Here is a 24,198-nt window from a genome sequence, read left to right as displayed (position 1 = left end):
ATAACCATACTACAACTACGAGGAAGAGTGAAGGGGTGAATGAAAGTTGGAACAAACGATTTATATTAAAATGCGCAATCGTTTAAAAGTTTCTCCTACTTATGAAGTAAAGCTGGGCGATGTTGCTCAACTTGCCGGAGATTCTTCCGTAGTTGAGTTGTTACAAAATGAGATAGTTTACAAAATAACAGCGCATGATAAGACGCATGTTGTAATTGATGTTATGAAAGTAATTGAGATTATTCAACAGAAAGCATCTCATGTACAAATTAATTTACTCGGTTCTGGACAAACTCTTGTTGAAATTATATACGAAAAAAAGAAGACACACCCAATTTTTTTCGGGCTTGTATGGCTGTTACTGTTCATTGGAGCGGCCCTTGCGATCATTTATTTCCATGAAGATGTAAGTATGCAACAAGTACATCAACGGTTATATTACATGATTACTGGAGAATTTAATGCGCAACCACTTTTATTTCAAATCCCTTATTCTTTAGGTCTTGGCTTAGGGATGGTTTTATTTTTTAATCATGTATTTCAAAAGCGAATTAATGAAGAGCCGAGTCCGTTAGAAGTTGAGATGTTTCAATACCAACAGTCACTTGATCAGTATGTAATCGTTAATGAAAACAAGGATAATATGAAACAACTTGCCGATGATTGAGTCTGGATTTGTTATTTTAATTGGTTTAGCTGGAGGGATTGCGGTAGGTAGCGGATATGTCGCATTTTTAGCTGTACTTGGTATAATCCCCCGTTTAGCCCAATTAACGAGAAGTGGAAAGCATATTCAATATTTTGAGTGGGCAGTCATTGCAGGTACTTTAACAGGGGCTTGGTGCAGTTTGAAAAACATTACATTTCAAACGTCGCAGTATTGGCTCGTTATATTAGGGATATTTTGTGGCACATTCATCGGAATGCTTGCAGCGGCATTAACAGAGGTGTTAAATGTTCTGCCTATTTTAGCGAAACGAGTAGGGGTAGAGGGGAAGATTATTGTTTTACTCGTTGCTCTTGTACTTGGAAAAGTAATAGGATCGTTGTTTCACTGGATTTATTTCGTAAAGTAGGAGGCAGTATATAAATGACAAGTCAGAAATTGAAGGATGATTACATAAATAAAGTGAAGGAGTATCATCCAAAGCCAAACTATTTACTAAATTGTATCAAAGCATTTCTTGTAGGTGGACTCATTTGCACAGTTGGAGAAGTATTGATGAAATTTTATATACATTATTTTCACTTCAGTGAACAAGAGGCAGGAAACCCAACTGTTGCAACCCTTGTTTTATTATCCGCGATTTTAACAGGGTGTGGTGTATATGATAAAATCGGTCAATTTGCTGGAGCAGGATCAGCGGTACCGGTAACAGGATTTGCAAATTCTATGGCGAGCGCTGCCTTAGAACATAAGAGCGAAGGGGTTGTTCTAGGGATTGCTACAAATATGTTTAAACTGGCAGGAAGTGTGATTGTATTTGGGGTTGTTGGTGCATATATCATTGGGTTAATAAGGTATACCTTTAAAATTTTTATGTCTTAAAGGAGGGCTAGTATGAGGTTGACCGGAAAACAAACGTGGGTATTTCAAAATGATATATATGTGAATGCAACGGGTACTGCTGTCGGTCCGAAAGAAGCTGAGGGCCCTCTCGGGAAAAAATTTGATATTTCATATGGTGACTTGCATTGTGGAGAAGAAAATTGGGAGCTTGCCGAACGAAGATTAATGTCAGACTCAATTCAACAAGCAGTGCAAAAAGGGAATATAAAAACATCGCAAATTGATTTCTTTTTAGCGGGAGATTTATTAAATCAAACAGTGACAGCAAATTATGTTGCGCGTAAGTGGGGCATTCCTTTTTTAGGAATGTTTAGCGCTTGTGCGACGTCTATGGAGACTTTAGCAGTTGGCTCAGCTTTTATAGACGGTGGATTTGCAAATCGTGTCTTAGCGACAGTAAGTAGTCATAATGCAACGGCTGAAAGACAATTTCGCTATCCAACAGAGTACGGTGGACAAAAGCCAGGGACAGCAAATTCAACTGTGACTGGTGCAGGATCTATATTAATTAGCAATAAAAAAAGTGCAATTAAAATTACGTCAGCTACAATTGGAAAAGTGCAAGATTTAGGAATTACAAATCCTTTGGATATGGGGGCAGCGATGGCTCCAGCAGCAGCTCATACAATTCAACAACATTTTGAAGATTTAAGAAGAAGTGCCGATGATTATGATTTGATTGTTACGGGTGATTTATCAGCTGTTGGGACGCCGATTGCGAAACAACTTTTACTTGAGGAAGGTTATGATCTTGGGCATATATACAATGATTGTGGATTGATGATTTATGAATCAAGTCAAGAAGAAGTGTTTGCAGGTGGTAGTGGTTGCGCTTGTTCAGCAGTTGTCACATATGGTCATTTATTACACGAGATGCAAAAAGGGAATTTACAACGAATTTTTGTCGTTGCGACTGGTGCATTATTAAGCCCGATGATGATGCAACAGAAGGAAACGATTCCAACAATTGCACATGGTGTCGTATTTGAGAGAGTTAAAGGAGAGTGAATTGTGGATTTTATATATGCATTTCTTGTAGGTGGAGTTATTTGTTTAATTGGGCAACTATTGTTAGATTTCGTAAAGTTAACACCAGCTCATTTAATGGCAACTTTTGTAGTCATCGGAGCAATTTTAGATGGATTTGGATTGTACGATAAACTAATAAAGTTTGCAGGTGCTGGAGCAACAGTCCCTATTACAAGTTTTGGACATTCACTATTGCACGGAGCAATGCATGCAGCAGAAAAACATGGATATTTAGGAATTGGTATTGGCATGTTTAGTTTAACGTCTGCGGGCATTTCCGCAGCGATATTGTTTTCGTTTTTTATAGCACTTATATGTAAACCGAAAGGATAAATCAAATGAGACGAAGGGTTGTTTTGGTCACAGATGGAGATGAATATGCAAAGCGGACAATTGAGCTTTTAACGAAGGAATTTGGGGGAAGGTGTATTTCAGCATCACAAAGTAATCCAACCAAATTGACAGGGAAAAAAGTTGTTGAGCTTATTATGCAAACGCCATATGACCCTGTATTTGTCATGTTTGATGACAGTGGATTTATTGGAGAAGGATCTGGTGAAAAGGCTTTAAAATATGTGGCTACCCATAAACAAATTGATGTGCTCGGTATTTTAGCGGTAGCGTCTAATACGCATCATTGGGAATGGGCACGTGTAGATGTAAGTGTAGATCGGAACGGGAATTTAACCGAATACGGTGTTGATAAATTTGGACTTCCAGATGGCGAAATTGGCAGAATTAGCGGAGATACAATTTATTGTTTAGATGACTTGAATGTTCCTGTCATCGTTGGAGTCGGTGACATTGGTAAGATGTGTGGAAATGATGAATGGGAGAGGGGATCACCTATTACGAAGAAAGCAATTCAATTAATTTTGGAAAGGAGTGGTTTTTATGACGAAGCCTAAAAAAGTGGATATCCCTATATCAACTTTCATAAGTGACAATGAAAATTATTTAAAGCAGACAGTTGGGCTAGGCGTTACATACGATGTTGGCATTCGTAAATTTCAAATTTTGAATAAAGAAATTGGTGTGTTATTTGTAAACGGACTTTGTGATACGAATTATATTATCCCTATTTTAGAAGAAGCGGTGGATACAAATGAGATAAGGGATGTAGAAGAAGATACAGTGAAGCTTTTAGAGAATCGCTTAATCCATCAACAAGTAAGTAAAGTGAAAACGATGGATGAGGTAATGCTCCAAGTATTATCAGGACTCATCGTGATATTTGTGGAAGGTGAAACGGAAGCGTTTGCAATCGATGTTCGTAGTTATCCAGGGCGAACGCCGACAGAACCAGATACCGAAAAGGTAGTACGCGGTGCAAGGGATGGATTTGTTGAAAATATCGTTGTAAATACAGCATTAATCCGTAGAAGAATTCGAGATCCACGTCTTCGAAATGAAATGGTTCGAGTAGGAGATAGATCACAAACGGATATTTGCATTACATACGTTCAAGATGTTGCAAATCCAGATTTAGTAAAGATTATAAAACAAGAATTAAATAACATCGATGTAGATGGAATTACGATGGCGGATAAAACAGTAGAAGAATTTGTTGTAAAGCAAAGCTATAACCCATTTCCACTTATTCGATATACAGAAAGGCCAGATGTAGCAGCAAATCATCTACTAGAAGGACATGTGTTAGTACTTGTTGACACATCGCCAAGTGCTATGATTACACCGACAACATATTTTCATCATTTACAGCACGCGGAAGAGTTTAGACAAAATCCAGCTGTCGGTACATTTTTACGCTGGGTGCGCTTTTTAGGTGTTATATTCTCGTTATTTTTATTACCATTTTGGTTAGTGTTTGTATTTGATCCAACTCTTTTGCCAGCAAATCTTGCTTTTATTGGACCGACTAAGATGACGCATTTACCAATTTTATTACAGGTGTTAATGGCAGAGGTCGGACTTGAGTTTTTAAGAATGGCAGCCATTCATACTCCAACGCCGTTATCGTCTGCAGCAGGGTTGATTTCCGCTATATTAATTGGTCAAATTGCAATTGATGTAGGTTTGTTTGTGCCAGAAGTAATTTTGTATGTAGCAGTTTCGATGATTGGTGCATATGCAACACCGAGTTATGAATTAGGATTAGGGAATAAGGTTGGGAAATTGTTTGTTATTATTTTAACAGGCCTCTTCCATGAGATGGGATTTGTAATTGGTATGACGATATTAATTTTATTTTTAACGTCTATAAAAAGTTTACAAACACCTTATTTATGGCCGTTTTTACCATTTGATTGGGGCGCATTAACAAAAATTTTACTCCGTCCAACGATGTCTAGTTTAAAAGTACGACCAAGTATTGTAAGACCTCAAAATGTAAAAAGACAAAAATAAACGGGATTATACACCCGTTTATTTTTTTTAGCAAAAATTTATTATTTTTTAACAAAAATCAAACATTTTTTGTGTACACTTAGAGTAGATATTGTGTATGGAAGGGGAAGAGGACATGATTAAATTATTTGTAAGTGATTTAGATGACACGCTCGTTTACGATGTGAATCATATGCAAAAAGAAGATGAACGTGCGCTGTGTTGGTTAGCTGAGAAAGGGACAAATATTTGTTTTGCCTCTGGCCGCTTTACACACAGAATTGATGAAGTTGTAAAAAGGTTTGCATTCCCATATTACACAACTGGCTTAAATGGAGCGACAATGTTACTTCCGGATGGAAATTTATTTCATGAATCGAGTTTTGAAAATGTGGTTGCCCAGGAAATATATCGATATATACATAAAAAAGGACTAGCGGATATTGTTTGTGCAAATGAGCAGCGATATACAAAAAGGAAGAATGAACATCACCATAATTTTGAAGCGTATATGGGCGTGCATATCGCTGAAATTGAAGCGTTAGAAGAAGAGTTTGGTAAGACTGTACACCCTGCAAAATTGTTTGTTTTTGGAGAAGAAGAGAAAATTGTGACGTTAGATCAAGAGCTACGAGATACGTTTCAAGGCGAAGCGGAAGTTTTTATATCAGGTAAACGCTATGTTGATATTATGCCAAGAGGCGTGAGTAAGGGGAGTGCTCTAAAGCGACTAATGGATCATTTGCAAATTGAAGCAAATGAAGTTGCTTGTATTGGAGATTCTTTCAATGATATTTCTATGTTTGAAGTAACCCCGCATTCATTTACTCTTCATCATGCCCATCCATATGTAAAGGAGAAAGCAAATCATATAGTGCGTTCGGTTGAAGAGGCTGTTATGAAATTACCGTTACTTGTATAAAAAAGAAGCCCGTCATTGGCGGGCTTCTTTTTTACTTGAATAAAGATTTAACAAAATCAATGATACTTGAGAAGAAATCTTTCACTTTATCTAGAAAACTTTGCCCTTCTTCAGATCCTAAAAAGGCAGAAACATGTTCTTTTGTTTTGTTTAATTGACTACCAACTTGATTCCAATCGATATTAAGATTTTTCATTTTATCAAATAACGATACTAAGTTATCTAACTGTTCATCTGTTAATGTAATGCCGAGTTGATCAGCAATTTTTTTAATTAATGAACGTAAATCTTCTGTTGTTTTTGGCTGTTCTTTTGCAATTTCTTCTTTAATTTTTGCAACAAGTTGAACTGCTTTTTCTTCACCAATTTTATCACCAAGCTGGGCTGTTTGTACCATTTCTTCATTCGCTACTTTTTTAACTTCTTCAGGAATTTGTTTATTGGACGCAGTTTCGTATGCTTTCATTAATCCAGTTAAAGCTGCAGTTCCTGAAACTTTAAAAGGTGCAGTAATTTGAATTTCTGCATCTTTTACACCTGCTGTAATCAAAGCGTTAGTGTACATTGCATCTGTTACCCAGTTAATGTTCTTTGATCGTACAATAAGACCAGATCCTGGTTTTGTGTATGTAATCATAGAAGAAGAAATTGCTCTCGTACCAATTTGTGCTTTTGGAACAATGCCTTCTAGAAATTTATGTTCTTCCGCATTAGATACAGTAATAATTGTAGCATCTTTCGGTGCTTTCATTTCTTTTAACAGATCTTGTTTTTGTTGTTCAGATAAGTTCTCTCCTAATGTAACAATTGATTCTCCCTCGATGATGTCTGCAAACGAAGCTGTTGGCATCATAAATACCGTTACAGCTAATAGCAGAGCTAGTAATTTCGTTTTCACGAAAAATCGCTCCCTTTCTCTTTCTAAAATTTTCGGGCAACAAAGTTATTATAGTATATATTTCTTATTTGTCACCTAGCTTTTTCCACATTTCAAAAAAGAAGTATCTAGATTGTCGGATTCTTTTTGTTTCTAGTCATGAATGTGGTAATATAGTGCTGAGATAGTTGAAAGGAGACATATACGTATGAAAACTTTAGGATACATATTAATGGAAAACGGTGAAAAAATCGACTTGGAATTTTTCCCAGAAGAAGCACCGAAAACAGTAGAAAACTTTAAAAAATTAGCAGAGCAAGGATTTTATGACGGTGTTACATTCCACCGTGTTATTCCTGGCTTCGTAAGCCAAGGTGGAGACCCAACAGGTACAGGTGCAGGTGGCCCAGGTTACTCTATTCCATGTGAAACTGATGGAAACCCTCATAGACACCTTGTAGGATCACTTTCTATGGCTCACGCTGGCCGTAACACAGGCGGTAGCCAATTCTTTATCGTTCATGAGCCACAGCCGCATTTAGATGGTGTTCATACTGTATTCGGTAAAGCAACAAGCGGTATTGAAACAGTATTAAAAATGCGTCAAGGCGATGTAATGAAAGAAGTTAAAGTTTGGGAAGAATAAGGTAAGGAAAAAGAGAGCTTTTGCTCTCTTTTTTATTTTTAATGAGATTGAGTACTACTTCTACAGCTCATCATACAAGTAGTATTGTTGCTAAAATATATTGTTTGTGAGAACAAACCTTTAACCAATTACATAGAATACATTACATTATATGTTTCAATAAATATTTTTTGTTATATTAATTTTGCTAGAATTGTGCTGCTTTAGAGTAACTATAAATGAAGTGCTGTTGAATGATATGTTTCTTTCCATTCCATATAAAATTTTCTTTTTTTAACTCTATTTATTAAAGGAATAGTGCTGAAACATAGATTTGACTTTCTTCTTTTCGCTTTGTATGATTATCAAGTTGTTTTAGACTCTTCTCACTCTGTTGAAAATATTGTAAAATGAATGTGATATGAAAAGAGTGATTGAGGGGATTACTAGTTTGTAACTTTTGTAAGAAGGGATAAGGGTTATGTTAATTCGTTTTAAAAAAAGTTATGAAAAAATTGCAATGGGGCTTCTTTCGTTTATGCCAACTGAAAAAGATGTGAAAACATTACAATTGACAATGAAAGAATATGAAGCAAAAGATGATTGGCAATTGTATTTGTGGAAAGAAAATGAAGATTTTGTTGGAATAATGGGGATTGTAAAAAAAGAGAATCAAGTATTAGAAATTCAGCATTTGAGTGTGAACCCGTCTCACCGTCATGTGGGGATTGGGACGAAGATGGTTCAAGAGTTAAAGAGTAAATTTCTTGAGTTTACAATTTGCGGAAATGAGCAAACAGCAAGTTTTTGCGAAAAATGTAAAGGGCTAGAACAAAATATACATTCGTGAAAGCAGAGATAAGTAGTTTATTATCTCTGCTTTCTTTTTTGTAATTGTTCGTTTCGTTCAGTAATGACCTCTGTGCGATCACGCAAAGTGTGCTTGTTTATAATATATTCACCTGGGATAGCATTCAAGTCTTTCCAAGAGAGGTTTTGTTTTTGACATAACTCTATGCACTGCTTCTCTAACGATGAATCTGATAAGGGTAAAAATAAAGGTACAAAACGTTCTTTTTTATGGATAGATTGCAATCTTTCATTGAGCAAGGAAAGAAGTTGTACTTGATTAATTCCTAAACGTTGTAAAGGCACACCGCTTTTTTCTAAAATTGTAATTGCGCTTTTCATCATTTTTGTAGAACCATTCCAATTAGCACGTCTTTGGTGGTATAAAGAAACTGCAATTTGAATGAGACCAACTAAGTAATGATCACGATTACCTCTTGGTTTTGTCTTCCAATACTCTTCTAGTATTTCGTGGCATTCAAAATAGTCATAATCTCCATGGAAATGAATTAAAAATTGTATGTATTCGGTAGGATACATGTTTTCTCGCTCCTATCTAACGGTTATACATATAAGTGTATCATAGAAATATGAACAATAAACGACTAGGAGGTTTCCCCCTAGCCGTTATTGTTCATATTAGCAGAAGCAAGCTGCTCCTACAATAATTAGTAAAATAAACAGTACAACAAGTAATGCGAACCCACCGCTAAAACCACAATCAACGTGACCCATAGTTTTTTGACCTCCTACATTGTTCTTACTACACTGTTATCATATGAAGTGGTGGGCATGATGACATAGGCATCGGTCTATTTTTAATTAAATTTCTTAAAAAGGTTGGATAGAACATGAGTATGCTCTATACTTATGTTGTTATAGAAAAAATGTGGTGGGATGCTTTGTGCAATATAATTTTAAAGTAGAGGCTTTTGAAGGGCCGTTAGATCTATTGTTACATTTAATACATCGTTATGAAATTGATATATATAATATTCCTGTAGCAGATATTACAGAGCAATATTTATCTTATGTGCATACGATGAAAGAACTTCAATTAGATGTTGCAAGTGAGTATTTAGTAATGGCTGCAACGTTATTACAAATTAAAAGTAAGATGTTGTTGCCGAAACATGAAGAAGATGTACTTGATAACGGTGATGATTTTATAGATGATCCTCGTCAAGAATTGATGGAGAGGTTAATTGAATATAAGAAATATAAGCAAGTTGCTACTGAGTTAAAAGAAAGAGAACAAGAAAGAGCACAGCTATATACACGTCCACCAATTGACTTTACATCGTTGCAACAAGAAGAGGAGACAAGCTTACCTCTTGATGTTACGTTATATGATATGCTAGCAGCATTTCAAAAATTAATGCGCCGTAAAAAGGCAAAAAAACCTGTAACAACACGTATTACTCGTCAAGAAATACCAATTGAACAGCGAATGACTGATATTTTAAAACAGTTAAAAATAAAGGGTGGTCGCCAAAGTTTTTATGATTTGTTTGTTGATGATGAACGTGAAATAATGGTTGTAACATTTTTAGCAGTTCTGGAACTTATGAAAAACCAACAAATCATAATTGAGCAAGAACATAATTTTGATGAAATTTTCGTATCAAGCTCTAATAAATCTGCATAGAGCCAGTATGTGAAAATGGGATAGCAACATTTTATCTCATGCTATGTTTTAATGTATCGTTTGGAACAAGAGAAAAAATATTGAACCGAACGCATTAATTGTGATTCGGTTTTTTGATGTGTATTTTTATGAGAAAATAGAAGGAAGGAGCTCGTGAAATGGATAGGAAAGAACAAAAGTCAATTATTGAAGGCCTTTTATTTGTTTCTGGTGATGAAGGGATTTATCCAGAACAAATAGCGAAAGTTCTTGAAATTGAAATGAATGAAGCAATTAATATTTTAGAAGAAATGCAACAAGAATGTGAAGGTGCAAACCGTGGTTTGCAAATTGTACAGTATGCAAAAGTATATCGTTTTGCTACAAAGAAAGAACATGCTTCATATTATCAAAAATTAATAGATACACCAACAGCTGCTTCACTCTCACAAGCTGCCCTCGAAACGTTAGCGATTGTTGCATATCGCCAACCAATCACAAGGACTGAAATGGAAGAGATTAGAGGAGTTAAAACTGATAAGGCGTTACAAACGTTGGTTTCACATTTACTTATAAAAGAAATGGGAAGAGCAGAAGGACCAGGGCGTCCTATTTTATACGGAACAACAAAAGAATTTTTAGACACATTTGGATTGAAAACATTAGATGATTTACCACCGCTTTCTGAAGAGAATGAACAAATGAATGAAGCAGATTTATTCTTCGGTTCTTTACAAGAGATATCGAAATAAAAGCTTAGCATTTTGCTAAGCTTTTTTTGTATATCAATTATTTACAGTGCCATACTAAATGAAAAAAGGAGACGAGTTATGAGAGGTATGCGGATTATTTTATTATTAGTTTCTGTTTTATTATGTTTTTCTTTAAATAGCGCATCAGCTAAAAGGTATATGATGTCCATTCATACTACGTCTCCTTTACATATGCATCGGCAACATCTTAGTAAAATGAAAGTGAGCTTTTTAAAAGTGGGGCAAGGTGACGCAACACTTATTATAATGCCAAATGGACAAACAATGTTAATTGATGGAGGACCTTATGAAGCAGGAGAGGTTATTATTCAGAAATTAATTGAGAAAGGGATTAATCATTTAGATGTAATTGTCAGTACGCATCCCGATATGGATCATATAGGGGGGTTAATTCCAATTGTAGAGCAAATGCCGGTATCGCTTATATTAGATAGCGGAAAAACATATAGTTCTCTTACTTATCATACGTATCGGAATAACATAAAAAAAAGAGGGATACCTTTCGTTTCAGTAAAGGAAGGACAATATATACCGCTGGATCCACATGTTTCTATACAAGTATTAAACAACGGGAAATCAAAAGATGAAAATAATGAATCCTCAATTGTTTTAAAGGTGCGATATGGAAAAGCGGATTTTTTATTAATGGGTGACGCGGATGTACGGACAGAACATGAAATATTAAAACAATTTGATGTCCATGCAGATGTGTTAAAAGTGGGGCATCATGGCTCATATACTTCAACAAGTGAAACGTTTATAAAAAAAGTGGAACCGCAGTTTGCTATTCTATCGTACGGGAGTAATAATCCGTATGGACATCCTCACCAAAGTGTAGTGAAACGCTTAAAAAGGCACGGTATAATGGTATATAGAACGAATAAACGTACAGTAGAAATGGAAACAGATGGTGAACATATTATGTTAGAATCTAGCGGATTAATGCCATTGTTGAAGTGATTTCTATATTAGGGGGCGATACTGTCCCTTTTTGGAAAAATGAATAATATATATTATAATTATAAGAGACGTAAGAAATTTCCTTTTCTGTTGAATAAAAAGGAAATTTCATTAGAATGTATAGACAACTACTCGTGCGTATATTAAGATGGAACTAGGCGAAAAAGGTAATAATAACAAGTAGGTAATTCATGGGAAAGGATCGATGAAAATGAAAACGCAAATTGTCATCAATGCCAAAATTTACACAGGTCAAGAAATAGTGGAAAACGGATTTATTCGTTACGCAGAAACCATTAAAGAAATTGGTTTGATGGCTCAATATGTACCACAAGAAAGTGAAACTGTTTTTGATGCTACAGGGAAGATTATAATTCCAGGTATGATCGATGTTCATATTCATGGTGGATACGATATTGATGCGATGGATGCAAATAGCGATGGGTTAGTAACTCTAGGTAAAGAAATGTTAAAAGAAGGGGTTACAACTTACTTCCCAACAACAATGACACAAGCTCCAGAGGCAATTGAAGCAGCGTTAACTGCTGCGAAAGAAGCAAAAGAAAAAGGAGCGCATTTCGAATATATTCATTTAGAAGGACCTTATGTTTCAAAGAAACGTGCAGGTGCACAGCCACTTGAACATATCGTTCCTGCAAATATTGAGCAATTTAAACAATGGCAAGAAGCAAGTGGGAACTTAATTAAATTAGTAACATATGCACCAGAAGAAGAGGGAGCATTAGAGTTTGAACAATATCTTGCTGAAACTGGTGTAGTTGGCACAATGGGGCATACAGATGCAATTGATGCGCAACTAAAAAATAGAAAGATTACACATGCGACACATTTATACAATCAAATGCGTGGATTACATCACCGTGAACCAGGAGTTGTTGGTCATGTGTTATTAAATCCAGATGTAATGGTTGAAGTAATTACAGATGGTATTCATATTCACCCTGATATGGTGAAATTAGCATATAAGTTAAAAGGACCGAAAAAAGTAAGTGTTATTACTGACGCAATGCGTGCAAAAGGTCTTGAAGATGGATTATATGAGCTTGGCGGACAGCCAGTACATGTAAAAGATGGTAGTGCTCGATTAGAAGATGGAACGTTAGCTGGTAGTATTCTAAAAATGGATCAAGCTTTCCGAAATGTAATTGAATTTACAGGTTGTTCAATCGAAGATGCAGTACTTATGACATCAGTTAACCAAGCAGAAGAGTTTGGATTAAATAATAAAGGTGCATTAGCGGTAGGAAAAGATGCAGACTTTGTTGTGATGAATGAAGATTTACATGTATATGATACGGTTCGTTTAGGAATTCATATGAAGGAAGGGAAGTAATTAAATGAATATTCTTGTTGTAAAAACTCCAGAAGAATTAGCAGAAGCAGGTTATAAATTAATTGAAGAAGTTGTAAAAACAAAAGAAAATCCAACATTAGGAATGGCTACAGGAAGCTCTCCATTAGGTATTTATGCAGAAATGCGAAAAAATAAACTTGATACAAGCCGTGTAACCACTGTAAACTTAGATGAGTACGTAAATTTACCACATGAAGATAAAAACAGCTATCACTATTTCATGCAAGAACAGTTGTTTGATCATCTTCCATTTAAACAAACTTATGTACCAAACGGGATGGCAAGTGATTTAGAGGAAGAGTGCAAACGTTACGAGAGCATTCTAGCTGCTAACCCAGTTGACCTACAGATTCTTGGAATCGGTGAAAACGGTCACATCGGATTTAATGAGCCAGGAACACCGTTTAATTCTCCAACAAACATTGTTGAATTAACAGAATCTACACGCCAAGCAAACCTTCGATTCTTCGAAAAAGAAGAAGATGTGCCAACTCATGCGATTACAATGGGAATTGGAAGCATTATGAAAGCGAAACAAGTTCTACTTGTTGCTATGGGTTCTAAAAAGGCAGAAGCTGTTAAAGAATTATTGCAAGGTGAATATAGTGAAGAGTGTCCGGCTACAGTTTTACAACGTCATCCGAATGTAACCGTAATCGCTGATCAAGAAGCTCTATCTTTATGCAGTGAGGCGATTGCTGATGAACATCGACAAGTATTCACCATTTCCGATCTATTATCAGATTCAAGAGTGGGTGAAACAGCTAATTGAGGACGGCGAATGGAAGCCGGGAGATAAAATCCCATCTGAGAATGAACTTTGTGATAAGTTCGAAGTGAGTCGAATGACAATCAGACAGGCGATTAATAATTTAGTGGAACAAGGCTATTTATATCGGAAGCGTGGAATTGGAACATTTGTCCAACTTCCGAAAGTGGAACAAAAATTGCAAGGAATGACGGGATTCACAGAAGACATGATTTCTCGTGGGATGAACCCAAGTAGTCAATTACTTAGTTTCCGCCTAGTTCCAGCTACTGCTAAAATAGCAGACCGGTTGAGAATACAGGAGGGGGAATCGGTTTATGAAGTGAGGCGTATTCGCTTAGCTGATGATGAACCGATTGCTTTTGAGACGACATATTTGTCGCCAGCTCTTGTAAAAGATATTAACGAAGAGATATTGCAACAATCTTTATATGAACATTTAGAGAAAAAACTGGGCTTTAAACTTGTTAGCGCTACTCAGTCAATTGAAGCTTCCGTTGCGACGGAAAATGAAGCTGAACATCTGCATATTCCTAAAAAGGCGCCTGTACTTGTAATGCGTCAATGGTCATATTCAGAAGGTGAGATACCGCTAGAGTACGTGAAATGTATTTATCGTGGAGATCGTTATAAATTTATTACGAATATCGCACGTAACAAATAGTATATTTCAGTTTGTGAAGTACAGTGGAATTGAAAATGGTTAACATGTAAAGAAATAAAAATACGACTCATCCTTATAAGGAATGAGTCGTATTTTTATTATGAGCAATTACGTGGTTAACAGCATCTTTGACGTGATTTACTACATAGTGAGCGTGTTTTTTTACTGCATCATCTGCTTGCGACATAGCAAAACTGTGAGGAGTTAAAGAAAACATAGGAATGTCATTATAAGAATCCCCTATACAAGCAATTTCCTCAGGTTTTATTTGAAACTCATTTAATAAAACAGAAATGGCAGAGCCTTTACTAACATTCGGTGGCATTACATCTAAACATTGTTCTGCTGAGATGAAAGTACTAACTTTCCCGTGGAATTTTTCATCAATTTTTTTCTGAAGGAGTTGTAAGCTCTCCTTTGTTCCACCGACAGAAATTTTATTTGGGAAAATTGTATCATCAATCTTCTGTAGTAAGTTTGGTTCTTCAACAGAAGTCATAGTTACTTGTTGTTCAAGTTCTTGAATGAAAGGTGTTTTCTCTTCAATGTAATAATTATGCTCATCACTTACATAACGGAAATAAGGCTCTTCATTCGTCATAGCTAACAAATCGGGAAGTATGCTGGAATCAAAAGTTGCAGATAATAGTTGTTTATTTTCATGTGTATATACAAAAACACCATTTACACTAATGCGATGAAAATTTGTATTTACAGCTTTCATTAAGTCTGCAATTTCATTATCAAGTCTTCCGGAAGCGAAGCAAAGAATAACATTTTGCTCGGCAAGGCTGCGCAGTGCCGCAACATCTTGTTCGTCAATAAGACCTCCGTGTTGCATCATTGTACCATCGATATCACTTACAAACATTTTAATCATGCTGTTATCTCCTTTCTATGTACAGTTGCTCTTACATTATACGCATCATATATAAACATGTCTAAAAAATGAATTTTTATTAAATGGCAGATGTTTTACATTGACGACAAAGAAGAATATTCTGTAACATAAAAGTAGGCTATTTAAGTACGAGGGTGGTGTTATATGAGTAATTATCTAGAAATTAAAAAAGTTTTAAATAATAATGTCATCATTGCTAGCCATCCGGAACACGAGGAAGTAGTAGTGATTGGTAAAGGAATTGGATTTGGGAAAAAAGCGAAAGATGTATTGGAGCAAGAACAAATCGAAAAGATGTTTGTCTTAAAAAATGAACGTGATCGTGAACAATACAAATTATTAGTGCCGCATATTAGTGAAAAATTAATTGAATTGATGAACGATATTATGCTGTACATTCAAGGGAAAGCGAAATCGCCACTAAATGAACATATTCATATTGCGTTAACAGATCATATTTCATTTGCGATTAAAAGGTTAAAACAAGGACTTACAATTGATAACCCTTTTTTAGTTGAAACAAAAATGCTCTATCCAAAGGAATATGAAATTGCGGAAGGTGTTGTAGAACTTTTAAATTCTCGTTTGCAAATTACATTGCCAGAAGGAGAAATTGGTTTTATTGCACTTCACATTTACAGTTCGCTTACAAATTCTGATTTATCTTCAGTTAATCAAAACTCCCGTCTCATTGCACAACTTGTATCTTTAATTGAGACAAACTTACAAATTACATTAGATCAAGAGAGCATTCATTATTTACGTCTTATTCGTCATCTTCAATATGCTATTGAGAGGGTGAAAAAAGGAGAAAAAGTAGAGGAATCGCAAAGTTTTGCTGATTTATTAAAGGCCGAGTATCCAGTTTGCTATAACTTGGCTTGGAAGCTAGTTAAGGTCATGCAAAAAGAGTTGCAACTACCTGTATATGAAGCTGAAAGTATTTATTTAACGATGCACTTGCAACGCTTAGTAAAGGCAGAGCATGTGTAAAAAGTCATATATTTTTGTCTAAAATGAAAACGTTAAAAAAAATGATTGAATCGCTTACAATAGTTATGTATAATAACTATTGCAAAGTTATACAAATTTCGACAAACACATTAAGGTGAGTAACGAAAACGTTTGCCTTAATTATAGTGAACTTATACGTAAACCTATTTTTGACACGTGTTACTGATTCGATCAGGCATGAGTGGAGAAAAGTAAGGAATGTAAGCTAGAGAAAGGGATATACTACCCTTTGTATAGCTATCGTTCTATCTTTTTTTCCTCATGTCTTTTTGGCGTTTGTCGGAAGGTATCAATATAGATAAGAGAGGAAGGGTTTCCATGTTTAAGAAGATCTTTGGTGTTCTTCAAAAAGTCGGAAAAGCGTTAATGCTTCCAGTAGCGATTTTACCGGCGGCAGGTATTTTACTTGGATTTGGTAATGCATTTCAAAATCCACAGTTAACAAATGTTATTCCTGCTTTAAAAGCAGATTGGTTCGTAATGGTTGCAAAAATTATGGAACAATCTGGTGATATTATTTTCGCTAACCTTGCATTATTATTCGCAGTTGGGGTAGCAATTGGTTTAGCTGGTGGAGACGGAGTAGCTGGTTTAGCAGCATTCGTCGGCTACTTAATTATGAACAAAACGATGAGTGTGTTCTTAGAAGTAGATAAGCTAGTGAAAGTAACAAGTTCTGGAGCAGACCCAGTAAAAATTGGATTTGCAGATCCAGCGTATGCAAACGTATTAGGTATTCCAACGCTACAAACAGGGGTATTTGGTGGTATTATCGTCGGTATAGTAGCGGCATATTGCTATAATAAATACTTCAATATTGAATTACCATCATACTTAGGTTTCTTTGCAGGTAAGCGTTTTGTACCGATTGCAACTGCAACATTCTCTTTAATAGTAGGTATTATCATGTGCTTCGTTTGGCCATACATTCAAGGTGGCTTAAACACGTTCTCACATCAAATGATTGATGCAAATAGAACAATTGCAGCATTTATATTCGGTTTAATTGAACGTTCATTAATTCCATTTGGATTACATCACATTTTCTATTCACCGTTCTGGTTCGAATTCGGTCAGTATACAAATGCAGCTGGCGAATTAATCCGTGGTGACCAAAAAATCTTTATGGCACAGTTAAAAGACGGTGTAGAATTAACAGCAGGTACATTTACAACTGGTAAGTATCCGTTCATGATGTTCGGTCTTCCAGCAGCAGCTTTAGCAATGTACCATGAAGCACGTCCAGAAAATAAAAAATTAGCAGCAGGTATTTTAGGTTCTGCAGCATTAACATCTTTCTTAACAGGTATTACAGAGCCACTTGAATTTTCATTCTTATTCGTAGCACCAGTATTATTCGGAATTCACGCTGTATTTGCTGGTCTATCATTTATGACAATGCAAATTTTAGGTGTTAAAATTGGTATGACATTCTCTGGTGGTTTAATTGACTTCCTATTATTCGGTGTACTACCAGGCCGTACAGCATGGTGGTGGGTAATTATTGTTGGTCTTGTACTAGCAGTTATTTACTACTTCGGATTCCGCTTTGCAATTCGTAAATGGAATCTAAAAACACCTGGTCGTGAAGTAGCAAGTGCAAATGACGGCGCAGGAAAAGCAGAAGCAGGCGAACTTCCTCGTGAAGTATTAGTAGCACTTGGTGGTAAAGAAAACATTGCTTCTTTAGATGCTTGTATTACTCGTTTACGTGTTCAAGTTAACGAACAAAAGAATGTAAACAAAGACCGCTTAAAAGAACTTGGAGCAGCTGGTGTACTTGAAGTTGGAAATAACATTCAAGCTATTTTCGGACCGAAATCTGACACATTAAAATCACAAATTCATGATATTATGTCAGGTCGTACACCTCATGTTGAAAAAGAAGAACCTGTAAAAGTGGAAGAAACTCCTCAAAAAGTTGATGAAAATGAAACAATTGTATCACCAATCGAAGGAAAAATCTTACCAATTACAGAAGTACCTGACCAAGTATTCTCAGGAAAAATGATGGGAGACGGATTTGCAATTGAGCCAACTGAAGGAACAGTAGTTTCTCCAGTGAACGGTGAGATTGTCAATGTATTCCCTACAAAACATGCGATTGGTATTCAATCTGAAGGCGGAAAAGAAATTTTAATTCACTTCGGTATTGATACTGTAAAATTAAATGGTGAAGGTTTTGAAGCGCTTGTAGCACAAGGCGACAAGGTGAAACAAGGCCAACCATTATTAAAAGTAGATCTTGCATTTGTAAAAGAAAATGCACCATCTATCATTACACCGATTGTCTTTACAAACTTACAACAAGGGCAACAAGTCGAATTGAAAAAAGATGGAAATGTTAAGAAGGGCGAAACCGCTATTATTGACATTCAGTAGGAATTTGACGCAAAATGTTTATAATTATAATAGGCGATGTGGTTGACCGAACATCGCCTATTATATACAATAGATGATGTAGTACTCACGTCTATACAACTAAAAAATACTGTAATTTAAAGGAGATAAATTATCATGGAAAAAATCTTTAAAGTAACTAGCGACTCAGGAATTCATGCTCGTCCAGCAACTCTACTTGTAAACACTGCAAGCAAATTCGGTTCTGATATTAACTTAGAGTATAACGGAAAGAACGTTAACTTAAAATCAATCATGGGCGTTATGTCTTTAGGCATTCAACAAAACGCAGAAATTAAAATCACTGCAAATGGTGATGATGCAGCTCAAGCACTAGCAGCTATCGAAGAAACTATGAAAAACGAAGGATTAGGAGAATAATGACTCTTAACATTCAAGGGATCGCTGCATCAAGTGGGATTGCTATTGCAAAGGCTTTCAGACTTGAAAATCCTGAATTTAACATCGAAAAGAAATCAATTACAAACGAAGCTGCAGAAATTGCACGCTTAGACGCTGCGCTTGAGAAAGCAAAAACTGAATTAGAAGCTATTAAGGACCACGCATTTGCTGAGCTAGGTGCTGACAAAGCTGCAATCTTTGAAGCGCATTTATTAGTGTTAAATGATCCAGAACTAGTAAACCCAGTAAAAGATAAAGTAAATAGCGAAAAAGTAAATGCTGAATTTGCAATGGATGAAGTTGCATCAATGTTTATTTCTATGTTTGAAAACATGGATAACGAATATATGAAAGAACGTGCTGCGGACATTCGTGACGTAACAAAACGCGTTCTTGCACATTTACTAGGAATTAACTTCTCAAATCCTGGTACAATTTCTGAAGAGGTAATCATCATTGCTGAAGATTTAACACCATCTGATACAGCTCAGTTAAACCGTAAGTATGCAAAAGGTTTCACTACTGATATCGGTGGACGTACATCTCACTCAGCAATTATGGCTCGTTCTATGGAAATTCCAGCTGTTGTTGGTACAAAAGTTGTTATGGAGAAAATCCAAAATGGCGATATCGTTATCATTGACGGTTTAGATGGAGAAGTAATTGTAAACCCATCAGAAGAAACTCTTCGTTCGTTTGAAGAAAAGAAAGCGAAATTTGAAGAGCAAAAAGCTGAATGGGCTAAATTAAAAGACCAAGCTACTGTAACAAGTGACGGACATCACGTTGAGCTTGTTGCAAATATCGGAACACCAAATGATGTACAAGGTATTATCGATAATGGCGGAGAAGGCGTTGGCTTATACCGTACAGAATTCTTATACATGGGCCGTGACAATCTTCCAACAGAAGAAGAGCAGTTCGAAGCGTATAAAGCAGTTCTTGAAGGTGTAAAAGAAGGTCAACCAGTCGTTGTTCGTACACTTGATATCGGTGGAGATAAAGAGCTTCCATACTTACATTTACCAAAAGAAATGAACCCATTCTTAGGATATCGTGCAATTCGCTTATGTCTTGATGAGCAAGATGTGTTCCGTACACAACTTCGTGCATTACTTCGTGCTAGCGTATACGGTAACTTAAAAATTATGTTCCCAATGATTGCAACTCTTGATGAGTTCCGTCAAGCGAAAGCAATTTTATTAGAAGAGAAAGCGAAACTTGTAGAAGCGGGTACAACTGTTTCTGATTCTATTGAAGTTGGTATGATGGTTGAAATCCCAGCTTCAGCAGTATTAGCAGATCAATTCGCGAAAGAAGTTGACTTCTTCTCTATCGGAACAAATGATTTAATCCAATACACAATGGCTGCAGACCGTATGAACGAACAAGTATCATACTTATACCAACCATATAACCCATCTATTTTACGTCTTGTAAAAATGGTTATCGATGCTGCTCATAAAGAAGGAAAATGGGCTGGTATGTGTGGTGAGATGGCGGGCGATTCACTTGCTATCCCATTACTATTAGGATTAGGGTTAGATGAGTTCAGTATGAGTGCAACATCTATTCTTCCTGCAAGAACACAGCTAAGCAAGTTGTCAAAAGCAGAAATGGAAACATTAGCAGAAAAAGCATTAATGATGTCAACTGCTGAAGAAGTTGTTGAACTAGTTAAAAGCATCTAATTAATAAAAAAACCTGAGTCGATTTGAAATCGGTCTCAGGTTTTTTCTATGAGAAAAGTAAATCTTATTTGCTTACTATCGAGGATAAGAGACAGAATTAGATAGCGATTGCAACGATATCAGTTGGGCATACACGTAAAATACCAGTAAAAGTATTTCGATTTTGATTGTTCTTATCGTCTTTATTGTTATCTTTGTTGTCTTTGTCATTACGAGCTAAAGCAGAGAAAAGAGCAACACCGTTAGCGAAACCTTCAAAAATTACATTGTTGAAAGTACCATTACCTCTAATGCTTAAAAGAGAAAGTTCTGTTCCAACTGAAATGCTAGCAAGTACGTTACATACAGCTGGTTGTTGTGGTCTAACCTCTCTCTCTCTCTCTTTCTCGCGATGGTCGCGCTCTCTTTCATGATGATGACATTCTCTAAAGTTATCACAGCATCCAAATGATCCAAACATAATCCTCATCACCCCCTTCACACTTATAATCTATGTAAGTTCGGTAGTTAGTGACTGGACAGAGAGTGGAATTTTTTCTAGGGGATTTTCTCATTTTAAATGACTAGCTGGGTGTTTAGTATGGAATGATGTTTAAAATAGGTGGAATATAACAAAAAAATGTAAAAACCACCGAAATAAATGAAATGGGTAGCCTTTACACTTTTTTACTTTTATATAAAACGATGATATATACAGGAAGAGCTAGGAGTAGTGGTACAATGGATCGTGCAGTATGTTTTTCTGATTCTAATTGGAATGCTTCTTCTTTTGGAAATTGTAAAATGGAGATGTTTGCGGCATCACCAATAAAATATAGAAGCAGTACAGTTACTATGTAACATAAAAGTGCGATAAAGCTTCCGTATGAACTCAATGAAAATCCCTCTCTTGTTATCTATTTGTTATCATTGTATCACAATTGTAACAAAAATACACGGGTATATTTCAACACCTTAACAAAATTCGACATGAAACGTCACGTTTATTTATGAGAAGGGAATACAATATACTTTTCCATAAGTATAAATGTCGAATGATTTGTAGTAATATTACAAAAGTATGACAGGGAATAAAAAAACGAAGGCAATGTAGTTGCCTTCGTTTTTTATTATTTTGCCCACTCGCTTACTTGCTCTACGCTCATGCGAGGTGCAGGGTGGCCTTTTAAAGTTGATTCACCAATTGTAATAAGCATAATTGGAACGTAACGAGATGAAACGTTAAATTCGTCTGTCAGTGCTTGTGGATTGAAGCCACCAATAGCACAAGTATCCCAACCAGTTGCTTTAGCTGCAAGCATAAGTTGCATTGCTGCTAAAGATGCATTTGAAAAGGCAGCATCTCTTGGGAATTGTTCACGAGCATATGCAGATTCAATATTTTTAGCTAAGCGTTCTTTTGCTTCTTCTTTCATAAATCCTTGTTCTACAATTGGACCATATACTGGCTCAACATTTTTATAAGCTTCTAAATCACCTAAAATAGCGACTACTGCAGAAGCATCAAGAATTTGTTGTTGGTTATAAGCTATTGGGTGTAATCGTTTTTGTACATCTTCACCTTGAAAAACAAGGAATTTCCAGTGTTGTAAGTTCCAAGCGGAAGGTGCTTGTGCTGCTGCTTTTAAAATCTCATGTAATTCTGTAGATGAGATTTCTTTATTTGGGTTGAATGCACGTGTAGATGTGCGTTCATATAGAACGTTAAAAAAGTTGTCGTTTGTCATAATATATCCTCCAAATTGTATATAAAATTATCGGGAAAACGCAATGTATATTACTTACATTTTGTAAGTTATCGAATTTAAGAATATAATATCTTTATTTTAATTGTCAAGTTTTAAGAAATAAGCTAGGGCATTCATACAAACGATATAATTCCTATAATCATACACTAAAAAAGGAATTTATAGAGTGAAAAGGGAAGATAACATTCTCAATTAGCTTGTTAATATGTATTTCTCACAAATTAAAGTTTATTGGAGAACAGTCTTTTAAAAATGTTTGTGAGGAATTCAGTAGAACAAGATATATGAAGTGAGTGAAGACTAGTGATGAACATACTACATTTTTTATTAGAGAATACGGTTTTCCAAAATGTGTTACAAGATCTGCAGTTAAATGTCCTTTATATAGAAAATGGATGTAAACATCAACAAACGATAGAAAATATCCATCCAAAATGTATGTTTATAGCAAATAGTTTTGAAGAGGGCGAACTATTATTTCAAAGAACGAAACCGCACATTATAATTATGTATGTAACAGATTATTCTCAAATAAAATATATAAAGAATATGTATACCTCGCAAAGTACATTCATTGTCATTTGGGATCAACAAATAACAAAGGAATTTACAGATGTACTTGCATTAGGAATACGTAATATTGTAATAGCCCCTGTAACTCCGCAAGCAGTGTTAGAAGAAGTGAATAAGAGTTTGTATCAACTTTCTTTAGTAAGGCAAGTTAGTTTACAACAGGAACTGCTTCAAACGATGTTTGATTTTCAAAATGATTTATTATTTATAGTAGAAGATGATGAAATTGTTGATTGTAATACAAATTTTTTAACGTTTTTCGGATATGAAAATTTGTTTGCCTATCGCGAGCAACATTTAGTATTTGCTGAACATTTTATTAGAGAAAATGGATACTACTCGACGACGCATGATATAACATGGCTAGACGATACTTTATCAAGCGGTAGAAGAATTAAGATGTCAAATTATGAAGGGGCAGTATCTACTTTTCTATTACGTGCGACACCATTGCCAGAAGATTTATCAAGATTTATTGTAAAGTGCACGGAAATTACAGAATTAGATGAAATCTATCAAGAACAAGAAAGACTTGCTATGATAGATTCATTGACAGAGATTTATAATCGTTTAAAGTTTCAACAAATACTAGAGGTAGAATGGGAAAAGGTAATACGTAATGATGAGAAAATAGCAATTATTTTATTTGATATAGATAATTTTAAAACAGTTAATGACACATATGGTCATGATTTTGGCGATTTGGCATTAATACAACTTGCAGAGCTTATGAAATCTAAAGTGGAGCAGCAACATGTATTTGCAAGATGGGGAGGGGAAGAATTCATTATATTAGTGACAAATACAGTAGAAAAGGAAGCATTTCAAGTTGCGGAATCATTACGATTCTTCATTGAAACAAAGCAATTCACTGGAATTTCGAAGTTAACAGCTAGCTTTGGGGTTGCGTTATATGAACAAGGAACTACAAGAGAAGAATTAATGCAACGAGCGGATATTGCATTATATGAAGCGAAAAAAAATGGAAAGAATCAAGTATGTGTGTATAGAAAAGAAAAAATGTGATTTTTCGCAACAAATTGTTGCGATTTTTTTTTATTGTTTGATAATAGAATAGGGGGA

At 35.5% G+C, this 24,198-nt stretch carries 28 protein-coding genes; 21 read left to right on the top strand and 7 right to left on the bottom strand.

The window, feature by feature from the left end; genetic code table 11:
- Window positions 1–46 precede the first annotated feature (46 nt).
- From DN401_RS19195 to DN401_RS19160, 8 genes are all read left to right on the top strand, one after another.
- On the top strand, window positions 47–667 hold the full coding sequence (locus DN401_RS19195) for a stage V sporulation protein AA (protein WP_000438369.1): 621 nt from the start codon (window positions 47–49) through the stop codon (window positions 665–667).
- The gene (gene spoVAB / locus DN401_RS19190) at window positions 660–1,076 is read left to right on the top strand and encodes a stage V sporulation protein SpoVAB (protein WP_000572936.1); all 417 of its coding nucleotides are present in this window, start codon (window positions 660–662) and stop codon (window positions 1,074–1,076) included. The genes DN401_RS19195 and spoVAB overlap by 8 nt, the downstream gene beginning before the upstream one ends.
- Before the next feature lie 14 nt (window positions 1,077–1,090).
- On the top strand, window positions 1,091–1,549 hold the full coding sequence (spoVAC, locus tag DN401_RS19185) for a stage V sporulation protein AC (RefSeq protein ID WP_000203810.1): 459 nt from the start codon (window positions 1,091–1,093) through the stop codon (window positions 1,547–1,549).
- Between the two features lie 12 nt (window positions 1,550–1,561).
- Window positions 1,562–2,578 (top strand): stage V sporulation protein AD, encoded by a 1,017-nt coding sequence (gene spoVAD / locus DN401_RS19180; RefSeq protein ID WP_001241167.1) that lies wholly within the window; start codon window positions 1,562–1,564, stop codon window positions 2,576–2,578.
- 3 nt (window positions 2,579–2,581) lie between these two features.
- Window positions 2,582–2,932, top strand: coding sequence for a stage V sporulation protein AE (spoVAE, locus tag DN401_RS19175; protein WP_000345916.1), 351 nt, complete (start codon window positions 2,582–2,584; stop codon window positions 2,930–2,932).
- Window positions 2,933–2,937: 5 nt separating this feature from the next.
- Entirely contained in the window at window positions 2,938–3,507 is a 570-nt protein-coding gene (gene spoVAEA / locus DN401_RS19170) for a stage V sporulation protein SpoVABEA (protein WP_001254415.1), read from the top strand.
- Complete coding sequence (spoVAF, locus tag DN401_RS19165) at window positions 3,494–4,966, top strand: spore germination protein SpoVAF (RefSeq protein ID WP_000165595.1); 1,473 nt, start codon at window positions 3,494–3,496, stop codon at window positions 4,964–4,966. The genes spoVAEA and spoVAF overlap by 14 nt, the downstream gene beginning before the upstream one ends.
- A gap of 97 nt (window positions 4,967–5,063) precedes the next feature.
- A complete protein-coding gene (locus DN401_RS19160) occupies window positions 5,064–5,867 on the top strand; it encodes a Cof-type HAD-IIB family hydrolase (protein ID WP_002000777.1) in 804 nt (267 codons plus the stop codon).
- A 31-nt stretch (window positions 5,868–5,898) separates the two neighbouring features.
- Here DN401_RS19160 and DN401_RS19155 read toward each other — a convergent pair whose 3' ends face one another.
- A complete protein-coding gene (locus tag DN401_RS19155) occupies window positions 5,899–6,765 on the bottom strand; it encodes a DUF1002 domain-containing protein (RefSeq protein WP_149287901.1) in 867 nt (288 codons plus the stop codon).
- 187 nt (window positions 6,766–6,952) lie between these two features.
- Between DN401_RS19155 and DN401_RS19150 the strand changes: the two genes are divergently transcribed.
- Both DN401_RS19150 and ribT read left to right on the top strand, forming a co-directional pair.
- Complete coding sequence (locus DN401_RS19150) at window positions 6,953–7,390, top strand: peptidylprolyl isomerase (RefSeq protein ID WP_000853782.1); 438 nt, start codon at window positions 6,953–6,955, stop codon at window positions 7,388–7,390.
- A gap of 460 nt (window positions 7,391–7,850) precedes the next feature.
- Window positions 7,851–8,219: a GNAT family N-acetyltransferase RibT gene (ribT, locus tag DN401_RS19145; protein ID WP_000908401.1), complete on the top strand. Its 369-nt coding sequence runs from the start codon at window positions 7,851–7,853 to the stop codon at window positions 8,217–8,219.
- 20 nt (window positions 8,220–8,239) lie between these two features.
- Here ribT and DN401_RS19140 read toward each other — a convergent pair whose 3' ends face one another.
- On the bottom strand, window positions 8,240–8,758 hold the full coding sequence (locus DN401_RS19140) for a DUF309 domain-containing protein (protein ID WP_000283597.1): 519 nt from the start codon (window positions 8,756–8,758) through the stop codon (window positions 8,240–8,242).
- A 99-nt stretch (window positions 8,759–8,857) separates the two neighbouring features.
- Window positions 8,858–8,953 carry a YjcZ family sporulation protein gene (locus DN401_RS19135; protein WP_000510194.1) on the bottom strand — a complete coding sequence of 32 codons (96 nt, stop codon included), beginning with the start codon at window positions 8,951–8,953 and terminating at the stop codon, window positions 8,858–8,860.
- Between the two features lie 169 nt (window positions 8,954–9,122).
- On the opposite strand from DN401_RS19135, the gene scpA reads away from it, so the two are divergent.
- From scpA to DN401_RS19100, 6 genes are all read left to right on the top strand, one after another.
- Complete coding sequence (scpA, locus tag DN401_RS19130; RefSeq protein ID WP_001199753.1) at window positions 9,123–9,866, top strand: segregation/condensation protein A; 744 nt, start codon at window positions 9,123–9,125, stop codon at window positions 9,864–9,866.
- A gap of 158 nt (window positions 9,867–10,024) precedes the next feature.
- Window positions 10,025–10,597, top strand: coding sequence for a segregation/condensation protein ScpB (scpB, locus tag DN401_RS19120; RefSeq protein WP_000375168.1), 573 nt, complete (start codon window positions 10,025–10,027; stop codon window positions 10,595–10,597).
- A 78-nt stretch (window positions 10,598–10,675) separates the two neighbouring features.
- Entirely contained in the window at window positions 10,676–11,578 is a 903-nt protein-coding gene (locus DN401_RS19115; protein WP_001214826.1) for a ComEC/Rec2 family competence protein, read from the top strand.
- Window positions 11,579–11,789: 211 nt separating this feature from the next.
- Entirely contained in the window at window positions 11,790–12,932 is a 1,143-nt protein-coding gene (nagA, locus tag DN401_RS19110; RefSeq protein WP_002164437.1) for an N-acetylglucosamine-6-phosphate deacetylase, read from the top strand.
- A 4-nt stretch (window positions 12,933–12,936) separates the two neighbouring features.
- Window positions 12,937–13,725 carry a glucosamine-6-phosphate deaminase gene (gene nagB, locus DN401_RS19105; protein WP_001024210.1) on the top strand — a complete coding sequence of 263 codons (789 nt, stop codon included), beginning with the start codon at window positions 12,937–12,939 and terminating at the stop codon, window positions 13,723–13,725.
- The gene (locus DN401_RS19100; protein WP_014894892.1) at window positions 13,655–14,386 is read left to right on the top strand and encodes a GntR family transcriptional regulator; all 732 of its coding nucleotides are present in this window, start codon (window positions 13,655–13,657) and stop codon (window positions 14,384–14,386) included. The genes nagB and DN401_RS19100 overlap by 71 nt, the downstream gene beginning before the upstream one ends.
- Before the next feature lie 73 nt (window positions 14,387–14,459).
- On the opposite strand, the gene DN401_RS19095 is transcribed toward DN401_RS19100, so the two are convergent.
- A complete protein-coding gene (locus DN401_RS19095) occupies window positions 14,460–15,266 on the bottom strand; it encodes a Cof-type HAD-IIB family hydrolase (protein ID WP_000594247.1) in 807 nt (268 codons plus the stop codon).
- 165 nt (window positions 15,267–15,431) lie between these two features.
- Between DN401_RS19095 and glcT the strand changes: the two genes are divergently transcribed.
- From glcT to ptsP, 4 genes are all read left to right on the top strand, one after another.
- Window positions 15,432–16,280, top strand: coding sequence for a glucose PTS transporter transcription antiterminator GlcT (glcT, locus tag DN401_RS19090; RefSeq protein ID WP_000073861.1), 849 nt, complete (start codon window positions 15,432–15,434; stop codon window positions 16,278–16,280).
- 339 nt (window positions 16,281–16,619) lie between these two features.
- The gene (ptsG, locus tag DN401_RS19085) at window positions 16,620–18,683 is read left to right on the top strand and encodes a PTS glucose transporter subunit IIABC (RefSeq protein WP_000473180.1); all 2,064 of its coding nucleotides are present in this window, start codon (window positions 16,620–16,622) and stop codon (window positions 18,681–18,683) included.
- 135 nt (window positions 18,684–18,818) lie between these two features.
- Entirely contained in the window at window positions 18,819–19,082 is a 264-nt protein-coding gene (gene ptsH, locus DN401_RS19080; protein ID WP_000411080.1) for a phosphocarrier protein HPr, read from the top strand.
- Entirely contained in the window at window positions 19,082–20,794 is a 1,713-nt protein-coding gene (gene ptsP / locus DN401_RS19075; protein ID WP_000174207.1) for a phosphoenolpyruvate--protein phosphotransferase, read from the top strand. Before ptsH ends, ptsP begins: the two co-directional genes overlap by 1 nt.
- 97 nt (window positions 20,795–20,891) lie before the next feature.
- Here ptsP and DN401_RS19070 read toward each other — a convergent pair whose 3' ends face one another.
- The 3 genes from DN401_RS19070 to DN401_RS19060 form a co-directional block, all read right to left on the bottom strand.
- A complete protein-coding gene (locus DN401_RS19070; protein WP_000468041.1) occupies window positions 20,892–21,254 on the bottom strand; it encodes a DUF3915 domain-containing protein in 363 nt (120 codons plus the stop codon).
- 196 nt (window positions 21,255–21,450) lie between these two features.
- Window positions 21,451–21,669: a hypothetical protein gene (locus tag DN401_RS19065; RefSeq protein WP_000100485.1), complete on the bottom strand. Its 219-nt coding sequence runs from the start codon at window positions 21,667–21,669 to the stop codon at window positions 21,451–21,453.
- Window positions 21,670–21,903: 234 nt separating this feature from the next.
- Entirely contained in the window at window positions 21,904–22,521 is a 618-nt protein-coding gene (locus tag DN401_RS19060) for a nitroreductase family protein (RefSeq protein WP_000180387.1), read from the bottom strand.
- Window positions 22,522–22,848: 327 nt separating this feature from the next.
- On the opposite strand from DN401_RS19060, the gene DN401_RS19055 reads away from it, so the two are divergent.
- Window positions 22,849–24,141, top strand: coding sequence for a GGDEF domain-containing protein (locus tag DN401_RS19055; protein WP_001023185.1), 1,293 nt, complete (start codon window positions 22,849–22,851; stop codon window positions 24,139–24,141).
- Window positions 24,142–24,198: the final 57 nt, after the last annotated feature.

The sequence above is a fragment of the Bacillus sp. BF2-3 genome, assembly GCF_008368795.1.
GTDB lineage: Bacteria > Bacillota > Bacilli > Bacillales > Bacillaceae_G > Bacillus_A > Bacillus_A cereus.
Note: the sequence above shows the minus strand (reverse complement) of the source record. Positions and strands in the feature narration are given on the sequence as shown.